Here is a 25,899-nt window from a genome sequence, read left to right as displayed (position 1 = left end):
CGTACGATATAGCCCAATGGCTTAGTTATAATAATGGACTAAAGAGTCGAATACTATTATCAAAAAGTTTTAAATATCCTGATCGCTTACTCCATTCTTCAGCATCAATCCATTCACATTCGGCGATATAGGCATCATGACAAGCCAAAACTTGCGCCACTACCTCAGGGGTGTAAATCGCCAAACTAATTTCCATATTAAGATAAAAACTGCGCATATCCATATTGACGGTGCCAAATAAACAATAGTCTTCATCTATTACGACCGTTTTAGCATGCAACAAACCACCGGTAAATAATCCGATTTTGACCCCAGATTCCATCAATATCGAATAAGAGGCCTGTGAGGCATGCTGCACGAGAAAAGAGTCCACTTTTTTAGGGATAATAAGTGTGACTTCAACCCCTCGCTTAGCTGCTGTGGTCAAGGCAGATAGTAATGCCTCATCAGGAACAAAATAAGGCGTGGTAATTTGAATTCGCCAATTGGCACGGTGCAATACCGTGAGCAAGGTATTATATATAACGTGTCCAGTTAGGCGCGGTGCTGACGGAATCAACTGTGCGATAACGTCATTCACTTTTGGCAAGTTATCTATCTCAAAAGTATGTGTTGCCGATGCACAACGTATGTGATTATCTGGATTAGTAATAGGATAATCTATAGATTCTATAGATTGGGTACTTTTTATACTTGTCTGGAGTGCCGATTTAAACGCGTCTTGACTTACCTCACCCATAAGCGTATTGCTATGTTCAGAGCTTTCTAAAGACTCATGCTGGCGTAACTTTCGACCATATTCATCGCTAATATAAACATTCGATATTTTTTGCTTCAAAGCAACAGGTGCTCTATCGTTTAGATCGTTAATGGTCGGTTTTGAACGGGACAATAACTTACGGGTGTAATTATTAATGCGCTCATCAATACGTTGGCCCAGTACAATGAGATTACTGCTGCTTTCAGCACTGATATCGGTCACACAAACTGCCGTTAACGCACTTACCACGCTAAAAGGTTGATCGGTTTTTATACGTATAACAAGATCAATCCATTGCCCTACACCTTGATCCTGCTTAAAAAATTGCGAATCCACTAAATTAAAACTTCCGGTATAACCAATATATTCATCAATAACCACGATTTTTCGATGATTACGTAAATCACTACGTTTAAATAATGTTTTAAAAAGCCCTACAGGTAGCGATTGATGAATGACCACACCTGCTTCGGTTAGCACTTCAAACCAATCATCTGTAAAAAAACTGAAGCTACCCACACTATCCGCTAATATTTGACATTCAACGCCACGATTAGCGGCATTTAATAAAGCCGTAAAGACGTCTTGAACTCTCCCTTTAGGAAAGATGATATAAAACTCCATCAAGATTAATGACTGCGCATTATTAATATCTTGAATTAAATAATCAAAGGTACATTCAGCAGAGGTTAACAGCTGCATTGTATGGTTATTATATACTTTGAAGCCCGTATCTAGAATGCCAATCCGGCTAACACCTTGATATCTTTCTGGTAACATTTCGCTAATTTTATTGGCTTGCGACTCATCTGGATTGTTCATTTTACTGAGCAGATGTTGCGCTTGTATATTACGTGCTTTATAACTTCTACCTAGGTAGGGCTCGCCCACCAACAAATAAGCAATGATACTGGCAACTGGGATAACAAACAGCAATACAATCCACGCAATAGCCACACCCGTATTGCGCTGCGTACTTATAATACGCACGATAATAAAGAGGGTCAGGGTAAAGTGAATCAATACGCCTACCCATGCCCAGTCTTGCAATGAGATGTCCTGTATCCAGTGCCCAGCACTCTCTGCATAGTGGATGACGTCTATATCATTTAACAAGCTTACAGATAGATATGGAGGATTGTTTTGAGTAAATAACATATGCTCATTCAAATCGTGACATTCAATGCTAGGTTACTTGTTTGTCAGCCAAAATACTATTACTGACTGTATAAATGTATTAATAGGATGGATATCCTAAGACCTTGCATCGAAGATATTAGAAAAATATTAGAAAGATATTAAAAATATATTAGAATATGTCCTTATTTACAGTAACTTACCACTTATGGATCACATAGACTTTAAAATATATCATGATGTTAGAGTAAGTAATTGAAAGGGTTATCGAGTCGGCAAACTTATCACTCACTACGGCCTTAACCTCGCTTAGCCTATCGTACTATCCGTTGATTGCCTTGTATCGATGTTAAAATTCTTTGACTAAAGCACTGAACTCAAATAATTTTGGCTTCAATAAAAAAGCGTTATACACATTAAGTACAACGCTTTTAAAATTAGTTTTTCTTGCTAAATATTTAAGCAAAATACTCAATCTTTAAATCATTCTGATGGCACCATCGATGCGAATAACTTCACCATTTAAATAGGCATTCTCAATAATATGACCAACTAGCTTAGCGTACTCTTTAGGTTGACCCAAACGTTTGGGATACGGTACGCTGGCCTCAAGCTCGACACGCGCTTTTTCAGGAATACTTTTCATCATTGGCGTACCAAACACCCCTGGGGCGATGGTCATAACCCGAATACCATGACGGGTTAGCTCTCTGGCAAGTGGTAGCGTTAACCCAACCACGCCTGCTTTAGAGGACGCATAGCTGCCTTGCCCAACCTGACCATCATAGGCAGCAATTGAAGCTGTATTAATGATAATACCTTGATCTTCATTGTTTGGGCCGCCAGCCGCAGCAACACGCTTTGCAATACTAGCGGCAACCAAACGTGCCACATTAAAACTGCCTACCAAGTTAACTTGAATACCTTTATTAAAGTCATCAAGATCCGCAGGATTGTTGTCACGGTCTAATAGCTTCTGTACCAAAGCAATACCTGCACAATTAACACAACCATCCAGACTTTCAAACTCAGTCTCTGCTAACGCTACGGCTGACTGAACGTCATCTCCACTGGTCACATCACAACGTACAAATCGGGCGCTACTGCCTAACTCTTCAACCAGTGCCTCTCCTGCCTCATTATTTAAATCCGCAATAATAACATTGGCACCATTTTCCACTAAATGGCGTGTCGTTGCTTCACCCAAGCCTGATGCGCCACCCGTTACTAAAAAAGTTTTTGATTTGATTTGCATGGTAAGTCCTTATATTTTAAAGTTTTTGATTGGTCTGGTTAGATATCAGTCTATAAGTTACATTCATTAATTTAACAAAAAGTAGCTAAAGTATGATTATCACGGTTTATTAGCGCTATCTTATCAAAGTACTAATGATGTCGACGTAACAAAAAGCGTTGGGTTTTACCACTTGGGGTTTTGGGTAGGGACTCAACAAACTCAATTTGGCGTGGAAATGCATGTGCTGACAGGCGTTGATGAACCAGCGTTTTTATTTCTTTCGCAAGTTCATCCGTACCGTCATACCCTGCTTTTAGCACGACAAATGACTTGATAATATTGCCACGTTCTTCATCCGGTATGCCAATAGCTGCGGATTCTGCAACTGCCTCATGTTCCATAACGCAATTTTCAACATCGGTTGGTCCAACACGATAACCTGCAGTAATAATAATATCATCATCACGTCCTGAGAACCAGAATGTACCATCCTCGTGTCTCTCTACGATATCGCCCGTTAAATAGTAATCCTCATGGAAGGCATTTTTTTCATTCCAGCTATAGCCTTTAAAATAAAAAGCGGGTGATTGACTGACCACAATGGCAAGTTGACCTTGAATACCATCATCGACTTCTTTCATATCATCATTAAGTACAACTAAAGTGTGGCCCGGTAAAGGTTTACCCATAGACCCTGTCGGCACTTCGTGTTTTAACGCATGATGCGCACAGCACGTCATGCCTGTTTCGGTTTGTCCATATTGATCACAAACTTTACAACCCAGATGATCTGTGACCCAGCCAACGACCTCTGTATTCAAAGTTTCCCCAGCAGAGTTAGCCACTCGTAAGGACAGCTTATCCGCCACGCCTTCAAACACACCACTGGACTTCATCATTCTAAACGCTGTTGGCGATGACGCTAGGTTAGTAATGTTATGACGCAGCATAAAATCTAGCGTATTTTGAGCATCGAAACCTGCCTCATTAAAATAAGTTGTCATACCCATCAACAACGGGCCAGTCACTCCGTAATATAGCCCATAAGCCCAGCCAGGATCTGCCATGTTCCAATAGTTATCAGAATCACGTAAATCAATGGCATAACGCATATATAAATAGAAAGCAGGCAATGCAGATAAGGGGACGCTAACGCCTTTGGACTTACCTACTGTCCCAGAGGTGAACATTTGCAAAAAGGCGTCATCCGGGGTTAATTTAACAGGGTCAAAGTCAGTCGGCTGACTAAATGCAGCATTAAAATCATCGTCATTATAACGATGTCCTGTATCAGATTCTGTGACAGCATCACTCTCTTTGGTAACCAATACCATTTTTGGTAAATTGGCAATTTCTTCGAATTTATGACGATTATCTGGGTTAGTGAACACAACTTTGGTATGGGCTTTCTCTAAACGATATTCAATGGACTCCACACCAAATGCGGTAAATAAAGGCTGATAAATCGCGCCAATACGCCATGTAGCGAGCACGACAATTAACAACTCAGGGGTGCGTGGCAGCATTGTCGCTACTCTATCACCACGACCAACGCCATATGCCTTAAGCTGATTGGCAACTTGACCACTTTTTTCTGCCAGCTCTTTGAAGGTTAGACGCGTTTGAACGCCCTTAGTATCTTCATGTACTAAAGCAGTTTTATCGCCAAGACCATGACGTACATGACGACCACAACAGGCAACATAAGCATTACTCATATCATCAAGGTGGTCATTAAATATCTCTTTTAATAAAGACTGCTGATTAAAATCATTGTAATACTGAGCGTAAGGCAGAACTGGCTCAGTGGATAAAACAGGGTTAGTCATATTAGCTATTCCTTTAGCTTGTTTGGATCATTAGATTTATGAGAGTCTAGGGGCTGTATAGAAAACATATATGACACTGACAGTGCTTATTTTTTAGACGGCGCTTTGGTAAACCTGAGCCGAAGAGTGTCTGGTTTAGCCACGCTAAATAGACATTACTCAACGCAGTAGCGTTATAAAATAGTCCTGACCCTACACTCGGTTACCGCTCTACCTTGCGGACAGACAAAGTAGTACTTTGCTTTACTATATTTGCCATTTGCCGCTCAGCAGTATTTAGCTCTCAGCAGTGTCTATAAATATTTGCTATAAATGTTTTCTATACAGCATAGCCCTATATTAATACCGCATTTTTATACTTATTTCAATACATAACGTATCACTAAAACAATTAAAATGATTGTAAACAGCAAAATTTGAGTTTGCTGACACTTTATAGAAGTAAAAATTTAAAGACAGACACAGTTAAGCTATTTACCATAAGTGCATAGATAAGCCGTCTCAACCTCGACCTTAACCTTAAATTTTTGATTAGCCTCAATGGTAAAGCTCTGATTTTCATCAAAAGTTCGCCATTCATCAGAATTTGGCAGTTTTACGATTAACGCCCCGCTCACAACAGTCATGGTTTCAAATTTGCTAGTACTAAACTCGTACTCTCCAACCTCCATAACCCCTACAGTAGCAGGCAAAGTCGCAGTTTGAAAGGCAATTGAGGTCACTTTATTATCAAAATATTGGTTAATCGTCGGCATGAAAAATCCTTAAGATAGTAAATTATAGTCGAGCCATGTTAATTGCAATATTAACCGCTTCAGTAATCCATTATACTAGATAGCCTTTATAATAAGTTAATTGCTAATTCCCTTACCTTATATTCCTCACTTGGAGTCTAAATTGAACGCGCCCACTTATACTGTATTATTTCTTTGCCAAGAAAACTCTGCCCGTAGCTTGATGGCTGAAGCTATGCTAAATAAATATGGTAAAGGCCGTTTTCAGTCATATAGTGCAGGTATAAGCCCTGCTGCTGAACCAAATCCTATTGCCATAAAGCTATTACAACAAGAAGGGTTTGCCACTGATTATTTAATACCAAAGCATTACAGGGTATTTTTAGAGGATGATGCGCCAAGTTTAGATTTTGTGTTTACCTTATGTACCAGTAGTGAACAAGAAGCCAAGTTAAATATTTGGGATGAATTTAGTAGTGATACTATTACCGCCCATTGGCACTTTAACGATCCAAGTACTCTAGGCATCAATGAAGAAACTGAGCGTGAAGCGCTGATGCGTGTGCAACTGGAAATATCTCAGCGCATCAGAATGTTTATGATGTTACCAGATGAGAAACTTGAACGTCTTGCACATTTTCATGATCCTCATAACTAGATACACACTCTAAGGATATAAGTGCTTATGATTTTGCAAGATATCGTACAGCTTGAAGGGCATATTCAAACCATATATCTGGCAGTTTACGATGATAAATTGCTACTGCTTGATGGCTGCTGCCGATCAGATGTACCCATGGTACTCGGTTATATAAAACAGACGTTAAAACGCCCAATAACTGATCTTAAAGTCGTCGTCGTTACCCATATGCACCCTGATCATGCTGGCGGTGCGATAGCTTTTAAAAAAGCCACGCGATGTCTGATAGTGTCTTCGAGAAAAAATACCCAGTGGTATAGAGGAGTGAATGGGCGCATCATGCAGGGTGTCGATATATTAATGGCTCACTATGTAGCCACACGTTTAAACAAACAAATTAAATATCTGGGTTATCCTCGTTATCTAACCCCTGATGTGACAGTTATCGATGGTGATACTCTGCCGTACTTTGATGATTGGCAGGTGTTTGAAACGCCAGGACATACCGATAGGGATTTATCTATCTACCATCCTGATACTGGTCAAATTTATACTGCAGATTTGATTATTAAGCTGCGTCACAAATACGTAACGCCGATTCCCATTTATATTCCACGCGTTTATCAGTCCTCGCTTGCTAAGGTTAAAGCCCTTAATCCTAAACAGGTCATGATGGCACATGGTGGGGCTCATTATATTGAGCCTGAGGTTTTTGATGATCTGATAAAGCGGACGCCTAAGGTGCCCAAAACTTTTAAAAGTTCAATCAATCACAAGTTGTTTTGGTGGTTTCAGACAAAACAAAGCGTTGATGACCATAGCGAGCCCACTTAATTTAATAACGTTAACAGGGTCATGATCATAAATACTACTGAGTGTTAATTACGACCACTTACCTCATCCCTCATCTGTCAAATAATTTCATGGCTATTTAACAACGTTTCTAACGCTATCTGTCCATTATCTTAGTATGGGTCACTTATTAGCATCGATAACTTAGCCTACCAACATAGTGATGATGAATATAACCGAATCCAGCTATCTTGAAAAGGCATTTACCACCGCTGGTGCAGGGTCATCTTCATTAGATATTTGGGAGATAAGATAGAGACTCAGGGTTGGTAAAAGTATTTAACCTGCTGCTGGCTCAAAGGTCTATTAATAGACAGACCCGTTAACGAGCCAAAGTCATGTAACGAAAGCGCTATAAGCTCAAAATGAAACACTATAAGCAGTCGAGAAACGTTATAAGAACCTATATTCATAAGCTAAAGTTAGGATGTTTTACAATAAAATGAGTCAATACGAGGCACTATTAAGTTAAAAACTCGGGTTGAATAGTCATTCTATTTAATCCTACTTATAACGAAGTAGTGGCTTTTTTTAGGCGAAAATAACCAATTTTAGGCTGTGAATACAGGTTCTAAAACCAACAAGTTAAATGTCTGGAATCAATTTAACTCATCAAATATCAGCTAAGAAATTACAGGGGCTAAATTTTATTGTGTTGATCACAAAAACGTTCAAACAGAACCTGCATTACTGCCATTGCATCATCACTGGCAATACGGTAATAAATTTGTCTGCCAACACGCCGCGTAGAAACCAGCTCATTTTCACGCAGTACACCTAACTGCTGTGATAAGCTTGGCTGCTTGATGCCTGTCATTTTTTCTATATCTTGAACGCAGGCTTCCCCTTGTACCAGCTGACATAGCAGTAATAGTCGATCTGGATGAGATAATGACTTAAGCAATAAGGATGCTTGAGTAGCGGACTCCCTAATAGTATCTTTATCCATGAATTCAATATGCTCTCTGACTTTGTCTTGGACATTCTCTTGAGCATTGTCTTGAGCATTGTCTTGTATACTCATAAGACTATTAAGGTCTTCACACTCTGTCGCATCTAAAACTCTATCCCTAATCATGTATAACTCTCCAACTTACCTTTTTTCTTTTTCGTTTATCTGACGCTTAGCTTTGCTAAGATTTAGTCTTAACCATCCTTAGTACTCTTTAACCACGACTCAGTAGTTTACTGAGTTAGTATAGATATTTTTATTATATTTATTTACATAGTATTTTTATATATGTTTACTTAATCCGATGTTCTTACTGATTGGCTTAATTAACATCAGCAGACAAAATTAAACTAGTAAAACTTAATGACGCATCAATAAAATTTATTGTCAGTAACCAAACCCTAAAACCCTGCCTCACAGAGTCCCTGAGAACTGATAGCGGCTCCCTGCATGCCACATTTTAACGAACGTAACCACTTTTCCTGAAGAATAGGTTTGGCGGCTAATCAATAAAGCACACTCCCCATCATTAATCTGTAATGCCTCGGCCACCTCTTTGGGTGCTGCAACCGCTCTAATACTATAACTGCCGCCTTCAAGGGGCGCTTTTGCAATAAGATAATCACTAGTATTTGTCACAGTAAAGTCTTGATGAATAAATTCTGGTACTAAATCAGCATCTACCCATCGCTCTTCGAACTGGATAGGAGCGCCATCGGCAAAATGTATAATTTTTACTTCAACAATATTTTTAGGCTCATGTTTAGTACTTAGTTTAGAGGCCTGCGCTCGGCGCCCGACTTTATTTTGATTATTATCATCAAGCATGGGTTTAATAAATCGAGATAACACATTTGGCGATATATCAGTGGGTAATAAACTCCGATGAACGATAACTTTTGCTTTGTACTGTTTCTTATCTGCTTTTATATCAGCAGCAATATTTCTTACCTCAACTATCGTATTATTATATTGCTGTTGGGCAACAAAAGTCCCTGAGCCCTGCCGACGTTGCAATACTTGATCTTCACTCAGCTCTTTAAGGGCTCGGTTTACCGTCATGCGTGACACACCAAACTGAAGTGCTAAAGCATTTTCAGTTGGTATCACTGCCCCAGCTTGCCATTTACCGGAATGAATATTTTTTAAAATACTCTCTTTAATACGCTGATAAGCAGGTTTACTACGCTTAGATATTTTTTTATTCGTCGACATGAGTTAAAGCTTATTATTTGTGGTTAGGCTCTGTTGCACATTAAACGCTTTACCACTAATGAATTAATTTATTACCCAGATTAAAACAAGGTTTATGAATTTAGAATCAAAATGTCCTATATCGCACTATTGTATAGTATTAATCGAAACTCTGTCATTAAACTGCCATCTTTAATGCGGCATATTCTTGCATTTTATTATAAAGGGTAATTAAAAAACTAGAAAATGCTTGCATGATTTTTTTATTCTTGATAATTTGTATATACAACTTAAATTAACTATTTTTCTCTCTAAACACACCCCGCCTATAAAGGATTATTGATGACTAATTCTAAATTTACCCGTCGAGACGAAAGCCGTGAAATCGCTTCACCCACTGGTTCTACCTTATCGTGTAAAAGCTGGTTAACTGAAGCACCTTTTAGAATGTTGCAAAACAACTTGCATCCTGATGTGGCCGAAAACCCCAAAAGCTTAGTGGTGTACGGGGGTATTGGCCGAGCCGCTCGTAATTGGGAAAGTTATGACCAAATTTTGGAATCGCTAAAGCAGCTTGAGGATGACCAAACGTTATTGGTGCAATCAGGCAAACCGGTCGGTGTATTCCAAACGCATGAAGATGCGCCGCGCGTATTAATTGCCAACTCAAACTTAGTGCCAAAATGGGCAACGTGGGAGCACTTTAACGAGCTGGATCGTAAAGACTTATTTATGTATGGACAAATGACGGCAGGTAGCTGGATCTATATTGGTACTCAAGGCATCGTACAAGGCACATATGAGACATTTGTAGAAGCAGGTCGTCAGCATTATGGCAGCGGAGATGCCCCCGCCAGTACCGATAATTGGAAGGGTCGCTGGATATTAACCGCAGGCCTTGGTGGCATGGGCGGCGCTCAACCTTTAGCAGCGACCTTTGCTGGTGCAGTTTCTCTTAATATCGAATGCCAGCAAAGCAGTATCGACTTTCGATTGCGCACCGGCTATGTCGATGTTCAGGCCAAGGACTTAGATGAAGCGTATGCGCTGATTAAACAGCATACAGTAGCAGGTGATGCCATCTCGATTGCCCTACTCGGTAATGCTGCCGAGATACTACCTGAAATTGTGAAGCGGGCGAAAGCAGGTGACATTAAGCCAGACTTCGTGACCGATCAAACCTCAGCGCATGACCTCATTAACGGTTACCTGCCTATTCGCTGGACGGTTGATGAATGGAAAGTAGCGCAAGAAGATTCAAGCAAACACGAAAAACTGGTTAAAGACGCCGCTCACTCCTGTGCCGTCCACGTGCAAGCTATTTTAGATTTTCAAGACATGGGCGTACCAGCAACCGATTATGGTAATAATATCCGTCAAGTAGCCTATGACACAGGCGTTACAGATGCCTTTAATTTCCCCGGCTTTGTACCCGCCTATATTCGTCCGCTATTTTGTCAAGGGAAAGGCCCTTTTCGCTGGGTTACGTTATCAGGTGACCCTGAAGATATTTATAAAACTGATGCCAAAATCAAAGAGTTGTTTCCAGAAAATGAGCATGTGCATCGTTGGCTAGATATGGCAAATGAGCGTATTAAGTTCCAAGGCTTGCCTGCCCGTATATGTTGGCTTGGACTAGGTGAGCGGGATAAAGCAGGGCTTGCCTTTAATGAAATGGTCAAAAATGGCGAGTTAAAAGGACCTATTGTGATAGGACGTGACCATTTGGACACTGGCTCTGTCGCCAGCCCTAACCGTGAAACTGAAAGTATGAAAGATGGCACTGATGCGGTATCGGACTGGGCACTACTCAACGCCATGCTCAATGTAGCGGGCGGTGCGACGTGGGTATCGCTACATCATGGCGGCGGTGTCGGTATGGGTTATTCGCAGCATTCTGGCATGGTAATTGTGGCCGATGGTACCGAGGCAGCTGCCAAACGTCTTACCCGAGTGTTGGTCAATGACTGCGGCTCAGGAGTGATGCGTCATGCCGATGCAGGCTACGAGCTAGCCATTAAAACGGCTAAAGAATATGGACTTAATTTGCCGATGGTTAAATAACGGCTATTTTATGCGCTATCACAGAATTTAAATATATTAGAACTTAGGCAAAATTTAGATGGGCGGTGATTGACCATCATTTAAAAATCATTTTGCACAATCATTCAGACGATTGGTAAATAATGACCCGTTGCGACAATAAGACAATAACTAACCATGTCTAAGTTAAGTTTATAAAACAACACTATAACTAGGATAGTAAAATGAGCGATACTATGAATAATATGACAAACACTAATATAGTGATTCAGCCCCGCCTACTGACATTCAAACAGTTGCGCCAAATTCATGACATGCCCGTCAACGTTAGCCTAGTTCCCGAAGCTTATAATGACATTGACGCATCGCAGGCATTAGTGCAGCAAATTATCGCCGAAGATAAAAGTGCATACGGTATCAATACAGGCTTCGGCCTATTAGCAAAAACCCGAATTAGCGATGATCAATTGGGGCTGCTGCAATACAATCTCATTGTGTCACATTCAGTAGGTACTGGTGAGCGTCTTGATGACGGCGTGGTTCGTCTTATTATGGTTATGAAAGTTGCCAGTCTTGCACAAGGGTTTTCTGGCGTGCGCCGTGACGTTGTGGATGGCTTAATTGGCTTAATTAACCATAATATTATTCCGCATATTCCTGCCAAAGGCTCAGTGGGTGCATCAGGAGACCTAGCACCATTATCACACATGACCTTAACCATGCTGGGACAAGGTACAGCGTATGTTAATGGTCAAGAAATGCCAGCCAGCGAGGCTTTGCAACAAGCTGGCCTTGAGCCATTAACCTTAGCTGCAAAAGAAGGTTTGGCACTGATAAACGGTACTCAAGTATCCACTGCACTTACCCTGCGCGGCTACTTCCATGCTCGTGATTTAGTGGCTTCTGCAACCGCAGTAGGCGCTCTATCAGTCGATGCAGCTCGTGGTTCTGACGCACCATTTGATGCCCGTATTCATGACGTTCGAGGGCATCATGGTCAAATTCAAATTGCAAAAGCACACCGCAGACTTATTGAGGGTAGTAAAATTCGAGCCTCGCATGCCGAAGATGATGATCGGGTTCAGGACCCTTATTGCCTACGCTGTCAGCCACAGGTTGTCGGAGCTTGCTTAGATATCATCAATCACGCCGGTAATACGTTATTGATTGAAGCCAATGCTGTCACTGACAATCCACTCATTTTTCAAAATAACGATAATGGTCATAATGATCCAGTCGCCATCTCGGGCGGTAACTTTCATGCTGAGCCCGTTGCCTTTGCAGCCGATACATTAGCGCTAGCTATTAGCGAGATTGGTTCGATGTCTGAGCGGCGTGTGGCCTTACTCATTGATGCGACTTTAAATGGTGGACTACCCCCTTTCTTAGTAGAAAACCCCGGTGTGAATTCGGGCTTTATGATTGCGCATGTTACCGCTGCCGCGTTAGCCTCTGAAAATAAATCCATTGCCCATCCTGCCAGTGTAGACAGTATTCCTACCTCAGCCAACCAAGAAGACCATGTCTCTATGGCCACTTTTGCTGGGCGCCGACTGTATGACATGATACAAAACACCGCTACCATCGTAGGTATTGAGCTATTATGCGCAGGTCAAGGTATTGATTTTCAGAAAGGGATGCACACCTCTAAAGCGTTGTCCGTGGTGCATCAACGCTTACGAAATAAAGTAACGTTTTATGATAAGGATCGCTACCTTGCACCTGATATTGAAGCAGCAAAACAGCTGGTATTATCCGGTGAGTTGAATACGCATTGGGCCGACTTACGTGCTGACTGGTTTTTACATGATTAATTTGATACCGTTTGAGAGGAATCAGTAATGTCGCTTAAATCATCTGATAGTCTATTACACGGCAAGCAAAAGTGCATAGACTTAAACTTAATAAAAGGCATAGGCGTAGACCATACTCCATTTAATGCCACTCTATGGACAGGGCGTAATGAGCCGTATGAGTCAGAGCGTGCCTGTTATTGGTATCAGGTTGTTCAAGACGCTACTGTAAACACTGCCCCCGCAAGAATCTCCATTATTGGCTTTGCGTGTGACCAAGGGGTACGGCGTAATCTCGGCCGAGTGGGTGCCAAGGATGCCCCTCAGGCCATTCGTCACGCATTTGCCAAGCTACCAATTAGCCGTGCACTACAAGATAAATATGATACTGACACTCGCAAATCATTATTAGCTGATGTTGGCGATATCGTTTGTCATGACAATGACACCTTAGTGCCTGAAATTTTAGAACAAACTCAAGCAAAATACAGCGAACAAGTTACCAAAGTTATTGGCGAAGGTGGTTTTGTCATTGGATTAGGCGGTGGTCATGCCATTGCCTATGCGAGCTATCTAGGACTTTGGCATGCTGTAAATAAAACGATACCAGAGTCTACTTCACAAGTACGTCGTCCATCTAGTCCACCTAAAATTGGTATTATTAATTTTGATGCCCATTTAGACTTGCGCCAAGCTCCTAGCGGAACTTCTGGTACCCCGTTTCGACAAATAGCAGAACACATCCAACCTTACAATCACACCCACCATCGAACTTTTCATTACTGTGCCATTGGTATCAGTCAGTTTTCTAATACGGCTGCCCTTTTTGACAGAGCGAGTGAGCTTGGGGTAATGATTATTAGTGATGATGACTGCTCTCGCCAGCCTTGGACTGCCATTGAACAACAGTTAGACAAGTTTATCAGCAATATAGATATACTCTATCTGACAATCGATATGGATGGCTTCTCTGCCAGTTGTGTACCCGGCGTTAGTGCCCCTGCGGCTAAGGGGATGAGTGTAGATTTTGTTGAGCGCTGTCTCGGGCATATCTTTGCTAGTGGCAAAGTTAAGGTGGCAGATATCGCTGAAATTAACCCCACCTATGATATTGATGGACTTAGCAGTAAAGTTGCTGCCCGTCTGCTGGCACTGATGGTTGAACATTATTTATTGTTAGATTAGGTATCATGTTAATCATGTTCACTATTGGTAAGTTAGTGATACGTTAAAAGTAATACCTTTTCTGAAACAGAAACTAGATTTGTCAAATTCCCTTTGTCAAATTCGCTTAACGTACGACTTGTCGTGTTTGCACTTATTTGTTCCGTTATCTTAATTTTCAGATTTGGTATAAGAAAATCTGCATCCATACGCCGCTCTTACCTTTTGGCGTAGGCTAAGGCCGCAGTTTACAAAGATTTATAACGAAGTAAGAGTAAGGCGTTCATCTTAAATACTGGAGTATTCCATGACAGCTACTGCAACCACCCTGCCCTTTCCTGAAGAATTTGACACCCTTATCCTACATGCCAATATAGCGACGTTCTCTAAACAGTATGGGTTTGATAGAGCTTTGTCAGGAGCTGGGGTATTAGACAATAAAAACGCTAAACACCACCGCCCCTATGGTCAAATCCTTAATGCTGCCATCGCTATTAAAGACGGTAAAATTAGTTGGATAGGTAACAATCAGGTCGCTCTTGACAGCCGTTCATACCAGCAAGCGATTAACAAGGTTGATAACGACACGGCTATTAATAACAAGACTCTTGAAAATAAAATTGTTAATGCTAATGGTTACTGGATTACCCCCGGACTCATTGATTGCCACACTCATTTAGTCTATGCAGGTAATCGTAGTAACGAGTTTGAAGCCCGCTTGCAGGGTATCAGCTATAAAGAGATTGCTGATAATGGTGGCGGTATCGTATCTACTGTGACGGCAACCCGAGCGGCCAGTTTTGACGAGCTGTATGCACAGACTGAGCGTCGCCTGCAAGCATTGCTTGCTGAGGGCGTGACTTGCATTGAGATTAAATCCGGTTATGGTCTCAACTTAGAGACGGAACGTAAAATGTTACAAGTGGCTCGTAAACTTGGCCAAGACTATGGGATTACGGTAAAAACCACCTATCTTGCGGCGCATGCTGTACCTAACGAGTACAAAAATCAGCCTAGCGGTGCCGATGCCTATATCGATGAGGTCTGCGCATGGATGGCAATATTAAAGGATGAAGGATTAATTGATGCGGTGGATGGCTTTTGTGAAAATATTGGGTTTAGTAAAGTACAAATGGCCAAAGTATTTGATACTGCTAAAGCACTAGGACTACCGGTTAAGCTTCATGCTGAGCAACTAAGCGACATGGATGGCAGTGGTTTGGTGGCACAATACAATGGGCTGTCCTCAGACCACCTTGAATTTTTATCAGAGAAAAATGTACAACTAATGGCACAGCATGATGTTGTCGCTGTCTTGTTACCTGGCGCATTTTACACGCTGAAAGAAACCAAGTTACCCCCAATGGAAGCCTTATATCAGCATAATGTTGCCATCGCCTTATCAACTGACTGCAATCCCGGCACCTCGCCACTCACATCAATCTTAATGGTTCTGAACATGGGTTGTACACTGTTCGGTTTGACCCCAGAGCAAGCGTTAGCAGGTATAACCATTCATGCCGCTAAAGCGTTAGGTTTGGTTAATAAAGGACGTATTGAAGTAGGTATGGATGCTGATCTAAGCTTATGGGATATTGCCCGCCCAGCAGACTTAGCATATCAGATGGGACTGAATCCCATTAACCGAGTTATGGTTAATGGTCAATGGAAGGATTAGGGCGCAACCTCATTGACATGTTATGGATTAAAGAGGCTTAGTTAGCAATACTATTATCAGGCTTATATAATATCTAACAAATATAAAATGTAAATACTTATGCGTGTTAAATGAATACAGCATAGCGTAAGGGCTAATTAAGAACCTGTATTTACAACAGTTAGAACATAAGAAAGACCTAAACTAGGAGGCTTCTCAACTTATGATAGTAGGAAGGGCTAAGTGATAATAGCAAGAGCTAAGCGACTCATTTAAAAGTTAAGCCAAATAGGAGGTAAATCCATTTAACAGCATTTGTACAGCAATAGAGATAAGTATCATACCCATTAAACGCTCAATTGCTTTTAGACCACGATGACCCAGAATTTTATAAAGTTTCGTAGAGAAAAACAAAATTACAGCTGAAACACCCCAAGCAAGCAGCAACGCTAGCAGTGACTTAAAAATACTTTCAGGATTTTTTTCGGTTAATAAAATCAGCGTAGCTAATATAGATGGCCCAGCAATCAAAGGTATGGCGAGGGGCACAATAAAGGGTTCTCCATCGATATTATCATCACTCATAATACCACCAGGCTGAGGAAAAATCATGCGAATGGCAATAATCATCATTACCAAACCACCGCCTATAGCGACCGCCTCAGTACTTAGCCCTAACGTATGCAGTATGCTGCCACCCGCAAATAAAAATAAAACCATTAATCCAAGCGCAATCAGTAGCTCTCTGATAATAATAGGCTTGCGTCTATTTTCAGGGACTTTTTCTAAAACAGTCAAAAAGATAGGAATATTACCCAGTGGATCCATAATTAGAAATAGGGTAAGTGCTGCTGCAAAAATCTCCATACGTTCTTGGCCTCAAATCAATAGCGTTTAAGCAAATAGATGTAGCTTATGCCCTATAGCTGCTCTATTGGTAAACAAAAGGACTTATTTTAACAGCGTTATGCGTACCTCGCTTATATAATTTACTTAAGGTCTCAAATCTTTCTAATAACGGCATTTATTTTACTTTGTTTGTCTATAGTCAAAGAACTTTAAAGTAGTTACAAGGCAATCGAGTGCAAGTACTACTGGCGTAGGCTTAACGAGATTAACACCGTAACTCTTTATAAGTTCGCCGGCTATATCTAGTTCACCAATAGCTTTTCAAGCAATTGATCAATCTCAACTTTAAATTCTTTATCTTCAATTTTATTGGCGCTTACTTTTGCAAACTTCAAGCTTTCGATAGCAGCGTCTTTCTGGCCCAGCTCAAGTTGTAATTCAGCCATTGAAAATGCAATGGATGCCATATGGTCTTTAGAATTAATCGCCTTCGCTTTTTCCATTGCCTTAGCATAGATGACCAAAGCTTCCTCTAAATCTGCAGTAAAATCCGCCAGTGTTTCCCATTGTTCAGGATGATCTTTGCCATTAGATTCATTGTCAGCACAAACAGCTTGAAGCTGAGAATATAACGCATCAAACTCTGCTTGATTGCCTTTGCTATCCGCTTCTAATAGCTTTTCTGCCAATACATAGATAGATCTGTATAGTTTGGTATTTATCATTTGTTCGCCTTATGACGTGCAGGATTGTAGTGGTTAAAGATTATAGACATTAAAGATTATGGTGGTTAAATAAGTACAGTTTTAAGATTTTATTTATTAGTCTGTTAAAGGGTGGTTTAAATTGTGTTTACGACAAGTTTGAAGGATCGACAGAAGTTTGAATATGTTTGAATATTAGGTGCATGACGTATAGTGTTAATTCGTTCAAACTCATGTTGGCTCATGTGTTAAAAGCGCTATCGCTTTCATGAGAAAACTTTCATGAGAAAACTTTAATAAACAATTATACACTAGGTCGTGGCCTGGTATTAAAACCACCTAATAATCAATCTTGCCCCTTAAAGCCTTTGTGCTACCTCGCTGTACTTTTTTATCTACCCGTTTACGTTTTGCATTTCTACTGGGTTTGGTAGGACGTCTGGTTTTATTGATATGGGTAGCAGTCACAATAAATTGTCTTAAGCGCTCCATGGCATCAATTTTGTTACGCTCCTGAGTACGAAACTGCTGCGCTTTGATAATGAGTACGCCATGTTTATTGATACGATTATCTTTAGTGTTTAATAGTTGCTGCTTTTGGGTATCGCTCAAGCTTGACGCATTGATATCAAAACGTAGATGAATAGCAGAAGCTACTTTATTAACATTCTGCCCGCCTGCCCCTTGAGCACGTATAGCACTAATCTCAACATCACTATCTTTGAGACTGACTGTATTACTGATGAAAATCATAGAGATTATTAACTTTTTTGCATTTTAAATTAAAACTGATTGTACGCTTATTACCTGATCTTCGAAACTCTGAGAAATATTTAATGTTTAGCCGGCTACTTTAAAGTAATAATAAAGAAAAGCCATTAGATACGCACTAAGATACGCGCCCAATAAAAAGCCCCTTATCAAAATGCTGATAAAGGGCTTTAACGTTATTGAGCGAATTTTAATGAATCTACAATTTAGATCAATAATCAGTCTTACTTAACACGCATATCGCCGGTTTCAACAAAACGTTGATGCCATGATAACGCTTCGGTTAACAAGTGCGGTGTATGCAGTGAGCCTGCTTTTTCAGCGCGTGCATAGTAGTCTTGTAACATTGGGCGATAATCTGGGTGGGCGCAGTTATCGATAATGAGTTTTGCACGTTGACGTGGCGACTTACCACGCAGATCAGCAAACCCTTGCTCAGTAACCAAGAACATAACGTCATGCTCGGTATGGTCATGGTGAGATACCATTGGCACAATTGCAGAGATAGCTCCGTTTTTAGCGGTTGATGGGCTGACAAAGAATGAAAAATGCGAGTTGCGAGTAAAGTCGCCTGAACCACCGATACCATTCATCATTTTGGTACCCATAATGTGAGTTGAGTTCACATTACCGTAGATATCCGCTTCTATCATTGCATTCATAGCGATAATACCAAGGCGACGAATGACCTCTGGGTGATTGGTATACTCTTGGGGGCGCAACATGATTTTTTCACGCAAAAGTTCAATATTGTCATTAAAGCGTTGCAATGCATCTGGGCTAAATGACAAAGCCGTTGCAGAAGCTGACTTCATTTTGCCGCTTAGTACAAGATCAAGCATGCCATCTTGCAATACTTCGGTATAGCCAGCTAAATCTTCAAATGGGCTATCTTGCAGACCCATTAATACTGCATTTGCAACGTTACCAACGCCAGATTGTAGAGGCAGTAGATTTTTGGGTAGGCGACCTTGTTTGACTTCATGATCTAAGAAGTCAATGATTTGTGCTGCAATACGCTTTGAGTTTTCGTCTGGATCAGCGAATTTGCTATTACGATCAGGAGCGTCAGTAATAACAATCCCAACAATTTTATCAAGGTCACATTCTAAATAAGGCGTACCAATGCGATCATCTGGGTGGACAATAGGAATTGGTTTACGATGGGGTGGTTCGCCAATGTCTGAGTAAATATCGTGCATACCTTCAAGCATCATACTTTGGCGCACATTGACTTCAATAATTACTTTTTTGGCCGATTTTATCCACTGATTGTTGGTGCCAATACCCATTGAGGGAACTATTTTACCTTCAGGCGTGATTGCAGTCGCTTCAATTAAGGCGATATCCATATCACCATAAAAGCCAAATCGAACTTGCTGCTCAAAATGCGATAAATGCATATCAACGTAATGGGTGTTACCTGAGTTGATGTTATTACGCATCACTGGGTCAGATTGGAATGGCGCACGGAAAGTGACACAGTTAGCCTCAGCTAAAACACCATCACAGTCATGAGCGGTTGATGCGCCAGTTAACATGCCAATTCCGAACTCTTCGCCACGAGAGTGTGCAGCTTTAGCACGTTCAGCAATGGCATTAGGAACGAATTTTGGGTAGCCTGCACCGGTAAAGCCTGCCACACCCAAGGTCATGCCGTTTTGGACAAATTCTGCTGCTTGCTCTGCGGTCATGATCTTCGAACGCAAGCCTTCGTGTTGTACACGCTCTTCATGGTTAATTGAATTCATACAGTATTTTCCCTAGTAACTTCCATATTAAGATTTGCCTTCAACAAAATGAAGGAATGTTGAAACGAACCGAGATCAAAGTTTCAATATATTATGATGAACAATTTTCTTATAAAATACAAGCAAACTAAGCCAATTAATCACTTGTGGGATAGTTATAAGCCATTCACTTTATAAGAGTTGACTACATCCTTTATTCTACAATTTATATCTCCTTGTAAACGTTTCTTTACTCTAAAGCTGATCGCAAACAATTGCTTGAACTATTATTGCTTGAACTATCGCCTGCATGATAGCTTAATTTGTAAGGTAGAGCGGTTTAGCCCAGATTGAAGCGGATATACTTGGTGCAGTACTGCGGTGCGTGCGCTTGATAAGTGGCGTTATCGTGAAGCAGGAACGACACGTATCATTAGCGCACGCCGCAGTACCAACCAAGATAGTAGCGTAAAGATACCATCTTATATGTCAACTCAAATTACTATTAAATAGCAACTTGAGGTTTGTATTTGCTTTGGTGCTTTATCACACCATAGCAAATCTGTAATAACTTTCTCATACCTGCTATCAAAGCCACTTTTTTGCATTTTCCTCTCTTCAGCAGTCGCTCGTATAGTTGCTTAACATCAGGATTGCAACTAATTGCAGATAAAGCACACATAAACAACTTCGACCGTAGGTTGCCATCCCCTTTTTTACTAATACGGCTTCTTCCTTTAAAGATTCCTGACTGTATATGTATAGGGGTTAATCCAACAAATGAGGCACATTGCGAAGCATCCTTAAAGTCTTTAGATAGGAGTAACGACAATACATTCGGTGCGACTGTCTTACCTATGCTTGGAATGCTAACTAGGTTGTCATAGACTGACTTTAAGTCAGGATGATTATCTATGTGTTTATCACTTGTTTTATAGATTGGGCGATATCGTTGTCATAGCTTTTTCTAGATTCAACTTTTTCTAGACGGTTGCTTTCTCGCTTTTTATCCGCCTTGAGCGTGTCTAAACGGTCTAGCAGATACTTGAGCTTTCTGACGTGCTCAGGTTCTGGCTCCCATGCTTTAGGGTGTCTTGTATAGGCGTATTGCGCGAGTACGTACGCGTCTTGTTTGTCGGTTTTATGATGACTGCCAATGGCACCTGCAAATTGTTTGGCATATGCCGGATTAATAACGGCTACTGTGTAGCCTTTACTATGTAAATCATAGGCTAGGTTCTCATAGTATATGCCTGTGGCTTCCATGACGATAAGATACTCATCCGGTTTCTTGTTTGTGCTTTGCTAGCCATTTGGTAAAGATTGCAAAGCCTTTTTCGTCATTAGTAAAGGTTTTGCTGTGGGCTTTGTTTTTAACCTTTTTACCGTCTCTGTTTAGCCATGTTGCGTCAAATTTAGCTTTGGATATGTCAATTCCAACGTATACTTGATAGGTCATTTCTTTGCATTTCCCTTGTGAATACAGTGTCTCTTAGTTTTAATTTCTAAGGCACTTTGATACCATTCAATCTAAAGAAATACAGGTAGAGGGCTTTATCTTTGCGTCGAGCTCTTTGGCTATAGCGGGATCACTAGCTCACTCTACCTGCTACCATAGCTATGGTTAACTCTTATCTATGGTTTTTTTAACATACAAGCGGGTTTGGCTATACACTTTAAAGTTAATTTATAGATTGATAGGCTATGAGTGAAATTATCCCTCCAGACTGGTCGTCTTATAAGCTTAATTAAAGCCCAGCTTTCAAGCTTGCCTCAATAAACTGGTCTAAATCACCATCTAGTACTGCGCCCGTATTAAAGGTCTCAACGCCGGTACGCAAATCTTTAATGCGTGAGTCGTCGAGTACATAGGAGCGAATCTGACTACCCCAACCCACGTCGGACTTATTGTCCTCAACCGCTTGCTGTTTCTCCATACGTTTTTGCATCTCAAGCTCATACAGCTTGGCCCGCAGCATCTTCATCGCTGTGGCTTTGTTACCGTGCTGACTGCGCTCATTCTGGCAAGTCACTACAGTATTGGTTGGCTCATGGGTTATCCTTACCGCAGAGTCAGTGGTGTTGACGTGCTGACCACCAGCACCACTAGATCGATAGGTATCAATACGCAGATCAGCTGGGTTGATATCAATGTCAATATCATCATCAATTTCAGGCGACACAAACACTGATGCAAACGAGGTATGACGCCCATTGTTACTATCGAAAGGGGATTTTCGCACCAGACGATGCACCCCTGTCTCAGTGCGTAGCCAACCGAATGCATAATCTCCACTTACTTTAAATGAAGCGGATTTAACGCCCGCGACACTACCTGCTGACACTTCGATGATGTCTACCTTAAAGCCATGTGAGTCACACCAGCGGGTGTACATGCGCAGTAGCATTTCTGCCCAATCTTGCGCCTCTGTACCGCCGCTGCCTGATTGAATATCGACATAGCAATTATTACCATCCATCTCGCCATTAAACATACGTTTGAACTCTAAGTCGTCTACCTGACTTTGTGCAGTCTCTAGTTCATGGTGTACGTCACCTAGCAAACTCTCGTCATCCGCTTCTACAGCCAACTCTAACATGGCTTTTGCATCTTCGAGCGTTGCCTCTAAGCTGGTAATAGTGGTAATTACCCCGTCTAGCTGACTCTTTTCTTTACTAATTTTGGTCGCTCGTTCAGGGTCATTCCAAAGCTCTGGACTTTCCATTTCAAGGTTAACTTCTTCTAAGCGCTCAACTTTAGAGTCAAAGTCAAAGATACCCCCTTAAGTCATTTGAGCGGTTCATTAAGTCTTTAATGGTTTCTTGATACTGGTTAATTTCCATATATTTTCCAAAAGGTTAAGAGAAGGTTAAAAGGATGATTCATTAGATAGTAATAATAAGCACTTAAGAAAAAACGAGCACTATGTATAACTCAACTAAACTTATCATGCCAACAGGCTAGTGCTACTAACAAGCTAACGCTAATACACTACCATTAACGAATCGACGATAGGTTTATTAGCTATTAGCTACTGGTTTCAATTGACCAGTCTTCCACTGCCCAACGATGCGCCAATGCATGAGCATGTAACACATCATCTGGGGTCACAGCAACTGGTCTGTCAGCCCACTCTAATAGTGGCAAGTCATTTTTTGAATCTGAATACGCATAGGTTTTACTGTAGGTAATACCCTTCTGTTGTTGGCCATCAAGCCATTTTTTAAGATGATATAATTTACCCTCTTGAAAGTTTGGCTTATCAGTTAGCTTTCCTGTATAACGATTGTCTTTTATTTCAAGCGGTGTGGCTAAAACGTTGGTCTCGTGAATACCGAAATGTTCTGCTATGGCATTAACCACAAAGTTGTTTGTCGCAGATATAATGACCACATCATGGCCGGCTTTAATATGCAGCTGAATGGCCTCTATGGCTTTTGGACGAATATGCGGTTCAATCTCGCTTTTAATATATGCCTCACGTATCTCGCACAAACGCTCTATTGGCAAGCTGGTTAAAAACTCAGCCACAAATTCGTTATATTCAACCGCATCCAATGTGCCTTCAATATATTCTTCATAAAAGCGCTGATTAGCAGTGCGGTATTGAGCTTCATCAACCAAGCCATTTTTAACGATGTACTCGCCCCATAGATAATCACTATCAACATCTAGTAAGGTATGATCCAAATCAAATAGCGCCAGCTCTTTTTCAAAGTTTTGTTGGTGCTGGTCTGTTGACATATTATATTTACTCCACCTTAATGCGTCACGAATGATAAATTATTAAAAACTAAATGATAAGCAGTTGAAACTAAAGATAAGTAATGCTAATTACTGATAACTGAGGTGTGACTTAGCGTAAATTAACAAAGCGTAAATTTAGGATGACTTAAACTATGTGCACGGATTTGCACAGTAAGCCTAAAAATAATGGGACTGAAAAGACATCACTCAGGTAGTGCCACCTCCTCTATCCCTGTCTTAAATTGCTGACATTTTTCGGCATAGTGCAGTGCTGACATTTTTAACATCTCGACTTGTTGATCTGTTAAAGCTTTTACCACCTTAGCGGGTGCACCCATTACCAACGAGTTATCTGGAATCTCTTTGCCTTCAGTTACCAAAGCTTTGGCGCCAATAATACAATTCTTACCAATTTTGGCATTGTTGAGCACCACTGCGCCAATACCAATTAAACTGTTATCGCCAACTTGACAACCATGCAGCATGGCTAAATGACCAATCGTAACATAATTACCAATATTTACCTCGACACCTGCATCGGTGTGAATGACCACATTTTCTTGAACATTACTGTAATCGCCAATATTGATACGCTCGTTATCACCACGTATTACCGCACCAAACCAAACACTGGCATGCTGACCTAAATAGACATCACCAATAACTCTTGCACTATCAGCGACCCAACCTTTAAAAGGTGTCGAAAACTGTGGGGTTTTATCCATATATTTATAAATCATCTGACCTTCCTTATGTATTACTCAGTATTGGTTAGTACATGCTTGTTAGTTAGTAAATGCTTGTTGCTAAATACCTAATTACCTAATTCTAACGACATAACACTGAAAGCGCGTTACTAAAACTCATGTAGTTTATCCTATATTATGACATTAATGACTCAGTTCACTCAAAGCTAATTTATTGAGAGGTAACAGCGTGCTATTATCTGCGCATTAAATAACCATTTTAAAGCTGAGTACCTTATGCGTCATTTCTTTTTTGATATTATTTTTACCATCCTATGCTTAATAGTGGCTGCTTGGTGGGGGTTTACCCATGGCGGTATCTCAACCATGTTTTCTGCTTTAGCAATTACTGCTATTTTAGCGGTTATGGAAATCTCATTGTCATTTGACAATGCCGTTGTTAATGCCTCCATATTAAAAGGATGGAATGACTTTTGGAAAAAGATATTCTTAACCATCGGTATTCTTGTTGCGGTATTTGGTATGCGCTTAGTATTCCCCATCGTCATCGTCGCAGTGACGGCAAATCTAGGGTTTGTCGAGGTGGTGCAACTTGCGCTAAATGACCCAGCAAAATATGCCGAACACCTGAATGCTCATCATGCAGAAATCTCCGCCTTTGGCGGTATGTTCTTATTACTAGTGTTTTTAGGATTTATGTTTGGGGATAAAAAAGTGCATTGGTTTGATTGGCTCGAACGTAAGCTAACGCGCTTTAGTAAAGTAGATGCTATGAGCACCTTTGTTGCTATTTTAACCTTGATGATCTCGTTATCGTGGGTAGATGATACTAAAAAATCTGTTATTTTGATTGCAGGCATATGGGGGATTTTGGTATATCTAGGGGTTAATGTACTATCAACCATGCTTGAAGGTAGCACGGAGTCTGATGAAGAGGAAGCGCTTACTGACGCTCATGGAAACATCATTTCCAATACCGCAGGAGTATCAACCACCATATTAAAAGGAGGTATAGCAGGTTTTATCTATCTTGAAGTGTTAGATGCCTCATTTAGTTTTGACGGGGTTATTGGCGCCTTTGCTATTACCAATGATGTCATTATCATTATGCTTGGCCTAGCTATTGGCGCCATGTTTGTACGGTCAATGACCCTCTATCTCGTTGATAAAGGTACATTAAATGAGTTTATCTATCTAGAACATGGGGCTCACTATGCTATCGGTGCTTTGGCTATTATCATGCTTCTTTCGATGAAGTTTCATGTTCCCGAATTGGTCACTGGCCTAATTGGGGTAGCGTTTATTGGATTATCTTTATACAATTCTATTCAGTATCGACGCCGCTCGGCTGATAGCCAATAAAGCCATTTTTTATCAGCTATTTTGATTTGGTTGCTA

General features: G+C 40.8%; 23 protein-coding genes. 7 read left to right on the top strand and 16 right to left on the bottom strand.

Going from position 1 to position 25,899, the window contains the following annotated elements:
- Nucleotides 1-25 precede the first annotated feature (25 nt).
- The 4 genes from AC2SLN_RS02685 to ppnP all read right to left on the bottom strand — a co-directional run bounded on the left by AC2SLN_RS02685 (nt 26) and on the right by ppnP (nt 5,718).
- Nucleotides 26-1,918 carry a phospholipase D-like domain-containing protein gene (locus AC2SLN_RS02685; RefSeq protein WP_486548710.1) on the bottom strand — a complete coding sequence of 631 codons (1,893 nt, stop codon included), beginning with the start codon at nt 1,916-1,918 and terminating at the stop codon, nt 26-28.
- A gap of 457 nt (nt 1,919-2,375) precedes the next feature.
- Nucleotides 2,376-3,152 (bottom strand): SDR family NAD(P)-dependent oxidoreductase, encoded by a 777-nt coding sequence (locus AC2SLN_RS02680; protein WP_486530029.1) that lies wholly within the window; start codon nt 3,150-3,152, stop codon nt 2,376-2,378.
- A 131-nt stretch (nt 3,153-3,283) separates the two neighbouring features.
- Entirely contained in the window at nt 3,284-4,963 is a 1,680-nt protein-coding gene (locus tag AC2SLN_RS02675; RefSeq protein ID WP_486548711.1) for an AMP-binding protein, read from the bottom strand.
- 470 nt (nt 4,964-5,433) lie between these two features.
- On the bottom strand, nt 5,434-5,718 hold the full coding sequence (ppnP, locus tag AC2SLN_RS02670; RefSeq protein ID WP_486530031.1) for a pyrimidine/purine nucleoside phosphorylase: 285 nt from the start codon (nt 5,716-5,718) through the stop codon (nt 5,434-5,436).
- A 142-nt stretch (nt 5,719-5,860) separates the two neighbouring features.
- Here ppnP and AC2SLN_RS02665 point away from each other — a divergent pair, with 142 nt between their 5' ends.
- A complete protein-coding gene (locus tag AC2SLN_RS02665) occupies nt 5,861-6,355 on the top strand; it encodes an arsenate reductase ArsC (RefSeq protein WP_486548712.1) in 495 nt (164 codons plus the stop codon).
- 27 nt (nt 6,356-6,382) lie between these two features.
- Nucleotides 6,383-7,171: an MBL fold metallo-hydrolase gene (locus AC2SLN_RS02660; RefSeq protein WP_486548713.1), complete on the top strand. Its 789-nt coding sequence runs from the start codon at nt 6,383-6,385 to the stop codon at nt 7,169-7,171.
- Between the two features lie 658 nt (nt 7,172-7,829).
- On the opposite strand, the gene AC2SLN_RS02655 is transcribed toward AC2SLN_RS02660, so the two are convergent.
- Nucleotides 7,830-8,267: an ArsR/SmtB family transcription factor gene (locus AC2SLN_RS02655; RefSeq protein ID WP_486548714.1), complete on the bottom strand. Its 438-nt coding sequence runs from the start codon at nt 8,265-8,267 to the stop codon at nt 7,830-7,832.
- A gap of 288 nt (nt 8,268-8,555) precedes the next feature.
- A complete protein-coding gene (locus tag AC2SLN_RS02650) occupies nt 8,556-9,356 on the bottom strand; it encodes a UTRA domain-containing protein (protein ID WP_486548715.1) in 801 nt (266 codons plus the stop codon).
- 321 nt (nt 9,357-9,677) lie between these two features.
- Between AC2SLN_RS02650 and hutU the strand changes: the two genes are divergently transcribed.
- The 4 genes from hutU to hutI all read left to right on the top strand — a co-directional run bounded on the left by hutU (nt 9,678) and on the right by hutI (nt 16,013).
- Nucleotides 9,678-11,399 (top strand): urocanate hydratase, encoded by a 1,722-nt coding sequence (gene hutU, locus AC2SLN_RS02645; RefSeq protein WP_486548716.1) that lies wholly within the window; start codon nt 9,678-9,680, stop codon nt 11,397-11,399.
- Nucleotides 11,400-11,623: 224 nt separating this feature from the next.
- Nucleotides 11,624-13,192 carry a histidine ammonia-lyase gene (hutH, locus tag AC2SLN_RS02640; RefSeq protein WP_486548782.1) on the top strand — a complete coding sequence of 523 codons (1,569 nt, stop codon included), beginning with the start codon at nt 11,624-11,626 and terminating at the stop codon, nt 13,190-13,192.
- Nucleotides 13,193-13,219: 27 nt separating this feature from the next.
- Nucleotides 13,220-14,356, top strand: a complete 1,137-nt coding sequence (gene hutG / locus AC2SLN_RS02635; RefSeq protein ID WP_486548717.1) for a formimidoylglutamase — start codon at nt 13,220-13,222, stop codon at nt 14,354-14,356.
- Between the two features lie 286 nt (nt 14,357-14,642).
- A complete protein-coding gene (gene hutI, locus AC2SLN_RS02630; RefSeq protein WP_486548718.1) occupies nt 14,643-16,013 on the top strand; it encodes an imidazolonepropionase in 1,371 nt (456 codons plus the stop codon).
- A 258-nt stretch (nt 16,014-16,271) separates the two neighbouring features.
- Here the strand turns inward: hutI and AC2SLN_RS02625 are convergent, their stop codons facing one another.
- The 10 genes from AC2SLN_RS02625 to AC2SLN_RS02580 all read right to left on the bottom strand — a co-directional run bounded on the left by AC2SLN_RS02625 (nt 16,272) and on the right by AC2SLN_RS02580 (nt 24,534).
- On the bottom strand, nt 16,272-16,859 hold the full coding sequence (locus tag AC2SLN_RS02625) for a YhgN family NAAT transporter (protein ID WP_486530039.1): 588 nt from the start codon (nt 16,857-16,859) through the stop codon (nt 16,272-16,274).
- A 284-nt stretch (nt 16,860-17,143) separates the two neighbouring features.
- A complete protein-coding gene (locus AC2SLN_RS02620) occupies nt 17,144-17,566 on the bottom strand; it encodes a tetratricopeptide repeat protein (RefSeq protein ID WP_486548719.1) in 423 nt (140 codons plus the stop codon).
- Nucleotides 17,567-17,884: 318 nt separating this feature from the next.
- On the bottom strand, nt 17,885-18,298 hold the full coding sequence (arfB, locus tag AC2SLN_RS02615; RefSeq protein WP_486548720.1) for an alternative ribosome rescue aminoacyl-tRNA hydrolase ArfB: 414 nt from the start codon (nt 18,296-18,298) through the stop codon (nt 17,885-17,887).
- 242 nt (nt 18,299-18,540) lie between these two features.
- A complete protein-coding gene (scpC, locus tag AC2SLN_RS02610; protein ID WP_486548721.1) occupies nt 18,541-20,067 on the bottom strand; it encodes a succinyl-CoA:acetate CoA-transferase ScpC in 1,527 nt (508 codons plus the stop codon).
- 484 nt (nt 20,068-20,551) lie between these two features.
- Nucleotides 20,552-20,962 carry a transposase gene (locus AC2SLN_RS02605; RefSeq protein ID WP_495057379.1) on the bottom strand — a complete coding sequence of 137 codons (411 nt, stop codon included), beginning with the start codon at nt 20,960-20,962 and terminating at the stop codon, nt 20,552-20,554.
- Nucleotides 20,959-21,312, bottom strand: a complete 354-nt coding sequence (locus tag AC2SLN_RS02600; protein ID WP_486548722.1) for an IS110 family transposase — start codon at nt 21,310-21,312, stop codon at nt 20,959-20,961. The genes AC2SLN_RS02605 and AC2SLN_RS02600 overlap by 4 nt, the downstream gene beginning before the upstream one ends.
- 13 nt (nt 21,313-21,325) lie before the next feature.
- The gene (locus AC2SLN_RS02595) at nt 21,326-21,505 is read right to left on the bottom strand and encodes an IS110 family transposase (RefSeq protein WP_486548723.1); all 180 of its coding nucleotides are present in this window, start codon (nt 21,503-21,505) and stop codon (nt 21,326-21,328) included.
- Between the two features lie 289 nt (nt 21,506-21,794).
- A protein-coding gene (gene prfB / locus AC2SLN_RS02590; RefSeq protein WP_486530044.1) for a peptide chain release factor 2 occupies nt 21,795-22,890 on the bottom strand; the annotation gives its coding sequence in 2 pieces (ribosomal slippage) (nt 21,795-22,817 and nt 22,819-22,890; 1,095 coding nt in all).
- 184 nt (nt 22,891-23,074) lie between these two features.
- The gene (locus tag AC2SLN_RS02585; RefSeq protein ID WP_486548724.1) at nt 23,075-23,791 is read right to left on the bottom strand and encodes an HAD family hydrolase; all 717 of its coding nucleotides are present in this window, start codon (nt 23,789-23,791) and stop codon (nt 23,075-23,077) included.
- 206 nt (nt 23,792-23,997) lie between these two features.
- Nucleotides 23,998-24,534: a gamma carbonic anhydrase family protein gene (locus tag AC2SLN_RS02580; protein WP_486548725.1), complete on the bottom strand. Its 537-nt coding sequence runs from the start codon at nt 24,532-24,534 to the stop codon at nt 23,998-24,000.
- 243 nt (nt 24,535-24,777) lie between these two features.
- On the opposite strand from AC2SLN_RS02580, the gene AC2SLN_RS02575 reads away from it, so the two are divergent.
- Entirely contained in the window at nt 24,778-25,863 is a 1,086-nt protein-coding gene (locus tag AC2SLN_RS02575) for a DUF475 domain-containing protein (protein WP_486530047.1), read from the top strand.
- Nucleotides 25,864-25,899 lie beyond the last annotated feature (36 nt).

The organism is Psychrobacter sp. CX90 (assembly GCF_057396305.2).
Note: the sequence above shows the minus strand (reverse complement) of the source record. Positions and strands in the feature narration are given on the sequence as shown.

Coding starts and splice junctions, on each gene's coding strand:
- hutG (WP_486548717.1), top strand. CDS start 13,220: ATGTCGCTTAAATCATCTGATAGTCTATTACACGGCAAGCAAAAGTGC.
- scpC (WP_486548721.1), bottom strand. CDS start 20,067: ATGAATTCAATTAACCATGAAGAGCGTGTACAACACGAAGGCTTGCGT.
- AC2SLN_RS02680 (WP_486530029.1), bottom strand. CDS start 3,152: ATGCAAATCAAATCAAAAACTTTTTTAGTAACGGGTGGCGCATCAGGC.
- AC2SLN_RS02655 (WP_486548714.1), bottom strand. CDS start 8,267: ATGATTAGGGATAGAGTTTTAGATGCGACAGAGTGTGAAGACCTTAAT.
- hutI (WP_486548718.1), top strand. CDS start 14,643: ATGACAGCTACTGCAACCACCCTGCCCTTTCCTGAAGAATTTGACACC.
- AC2SLN_RS02650 (WP_486548715.1), bottom strand. CDS start 9,356: ATGTCGACGAATAAAAAAATATCTAAGCGTAGTAAACCTGCTTATCAG.
- AC2SLN_RS02685 (WP_486548710.1), bottom strand. CDS start 1,918: ATGTTATTTACTCAAAACAATCCTCCATATCTATCTGTAAGCTTGTTA.
- AC2SLN_RS02620 (WP_486548719.1), bottom strand. CDS start 17,566: ATGATAAATACCAAACTATACAGATCTATCTATGTATTGGCAGAAAAG.
- arfB (WP_486548720.1), bottom strand. CDS start 18,298: ATGATTTTCATCAGTAATACAGTCAGTCTCAAAGATAGTGATGTTGAG.
- AC2SLN_RS02580 (WP_486548725.1), bottom strand. CDS start 24,534: ATGATTTATAAATATATGGATAAAACCCCACAGTTTTCGACACCTTTT.
- AC2SLN_RS02595 (WP_486548723.1), bottom strand. CDS start 21,505: ATGACCTATCAAGTATACGTTGGAATTGACATATCCAAAGCTAAATTT.
- AC2SLN_RS02675 (WP_486548711.1), bottom strand. CDS start 4,963: ATGACTAACCCTGTTTTATCCACTGAGCCAGTTCTGCCTTACGCTCAG.
- hutU (WP_486548716.1), top strand. CDS start 9,678: ATGACTAATTCTAAATTTACCCGTCGAGACGAAAGCCGTGAAATCGCT.
- AC2SLN_RS02585 (WP_486548724.1), bottom strand. CDS start 23,791: ATGTCAACAGACCAGCACCAACAAAACTTTGAAAAAGAGCTGGCGCTA.
- AC2SLN_RS02660 (WP_486548713.1), top strand. CDS start 6,383: ATGATTTTGCAAGATATCGTACAGCTTGAAGGGCATATTCAAACCATA.
- AC2SLN_RS02625 (WP_486530039.1), bottom strand. CDS start 16,859: ATGGAGATTTTTGCAGCAGCACTTACCCTATTTCTAATTATGGATCCA.
- ppnP (WP_486530031.1), bottom strand. CDS start 5,718: ATGCCGACGATTAACCAATATTTTGATAATAAAGTGACCTCAATTGCC.
- hutH (WP_486548782.1), top strand. CDS start 11,624: ATGACAAACACTAATATAGTGATTCAGCCCCGCCTACTGACATTCAAA.
- AC2SLN_RS02575 (WP_486530047.1), top strand. CDS start 24,778: ATGCGTCATTTCTTTTTTGATATTATTTTTACCATCCTATGCTTAATA.
- AC2SLN_RS02600 (WP_486548722.1), bottom strand. CDS start 21,312: ATGGAAGCCACAGGCATATACTATGAGAACCTAGCCTATGATTTACAT.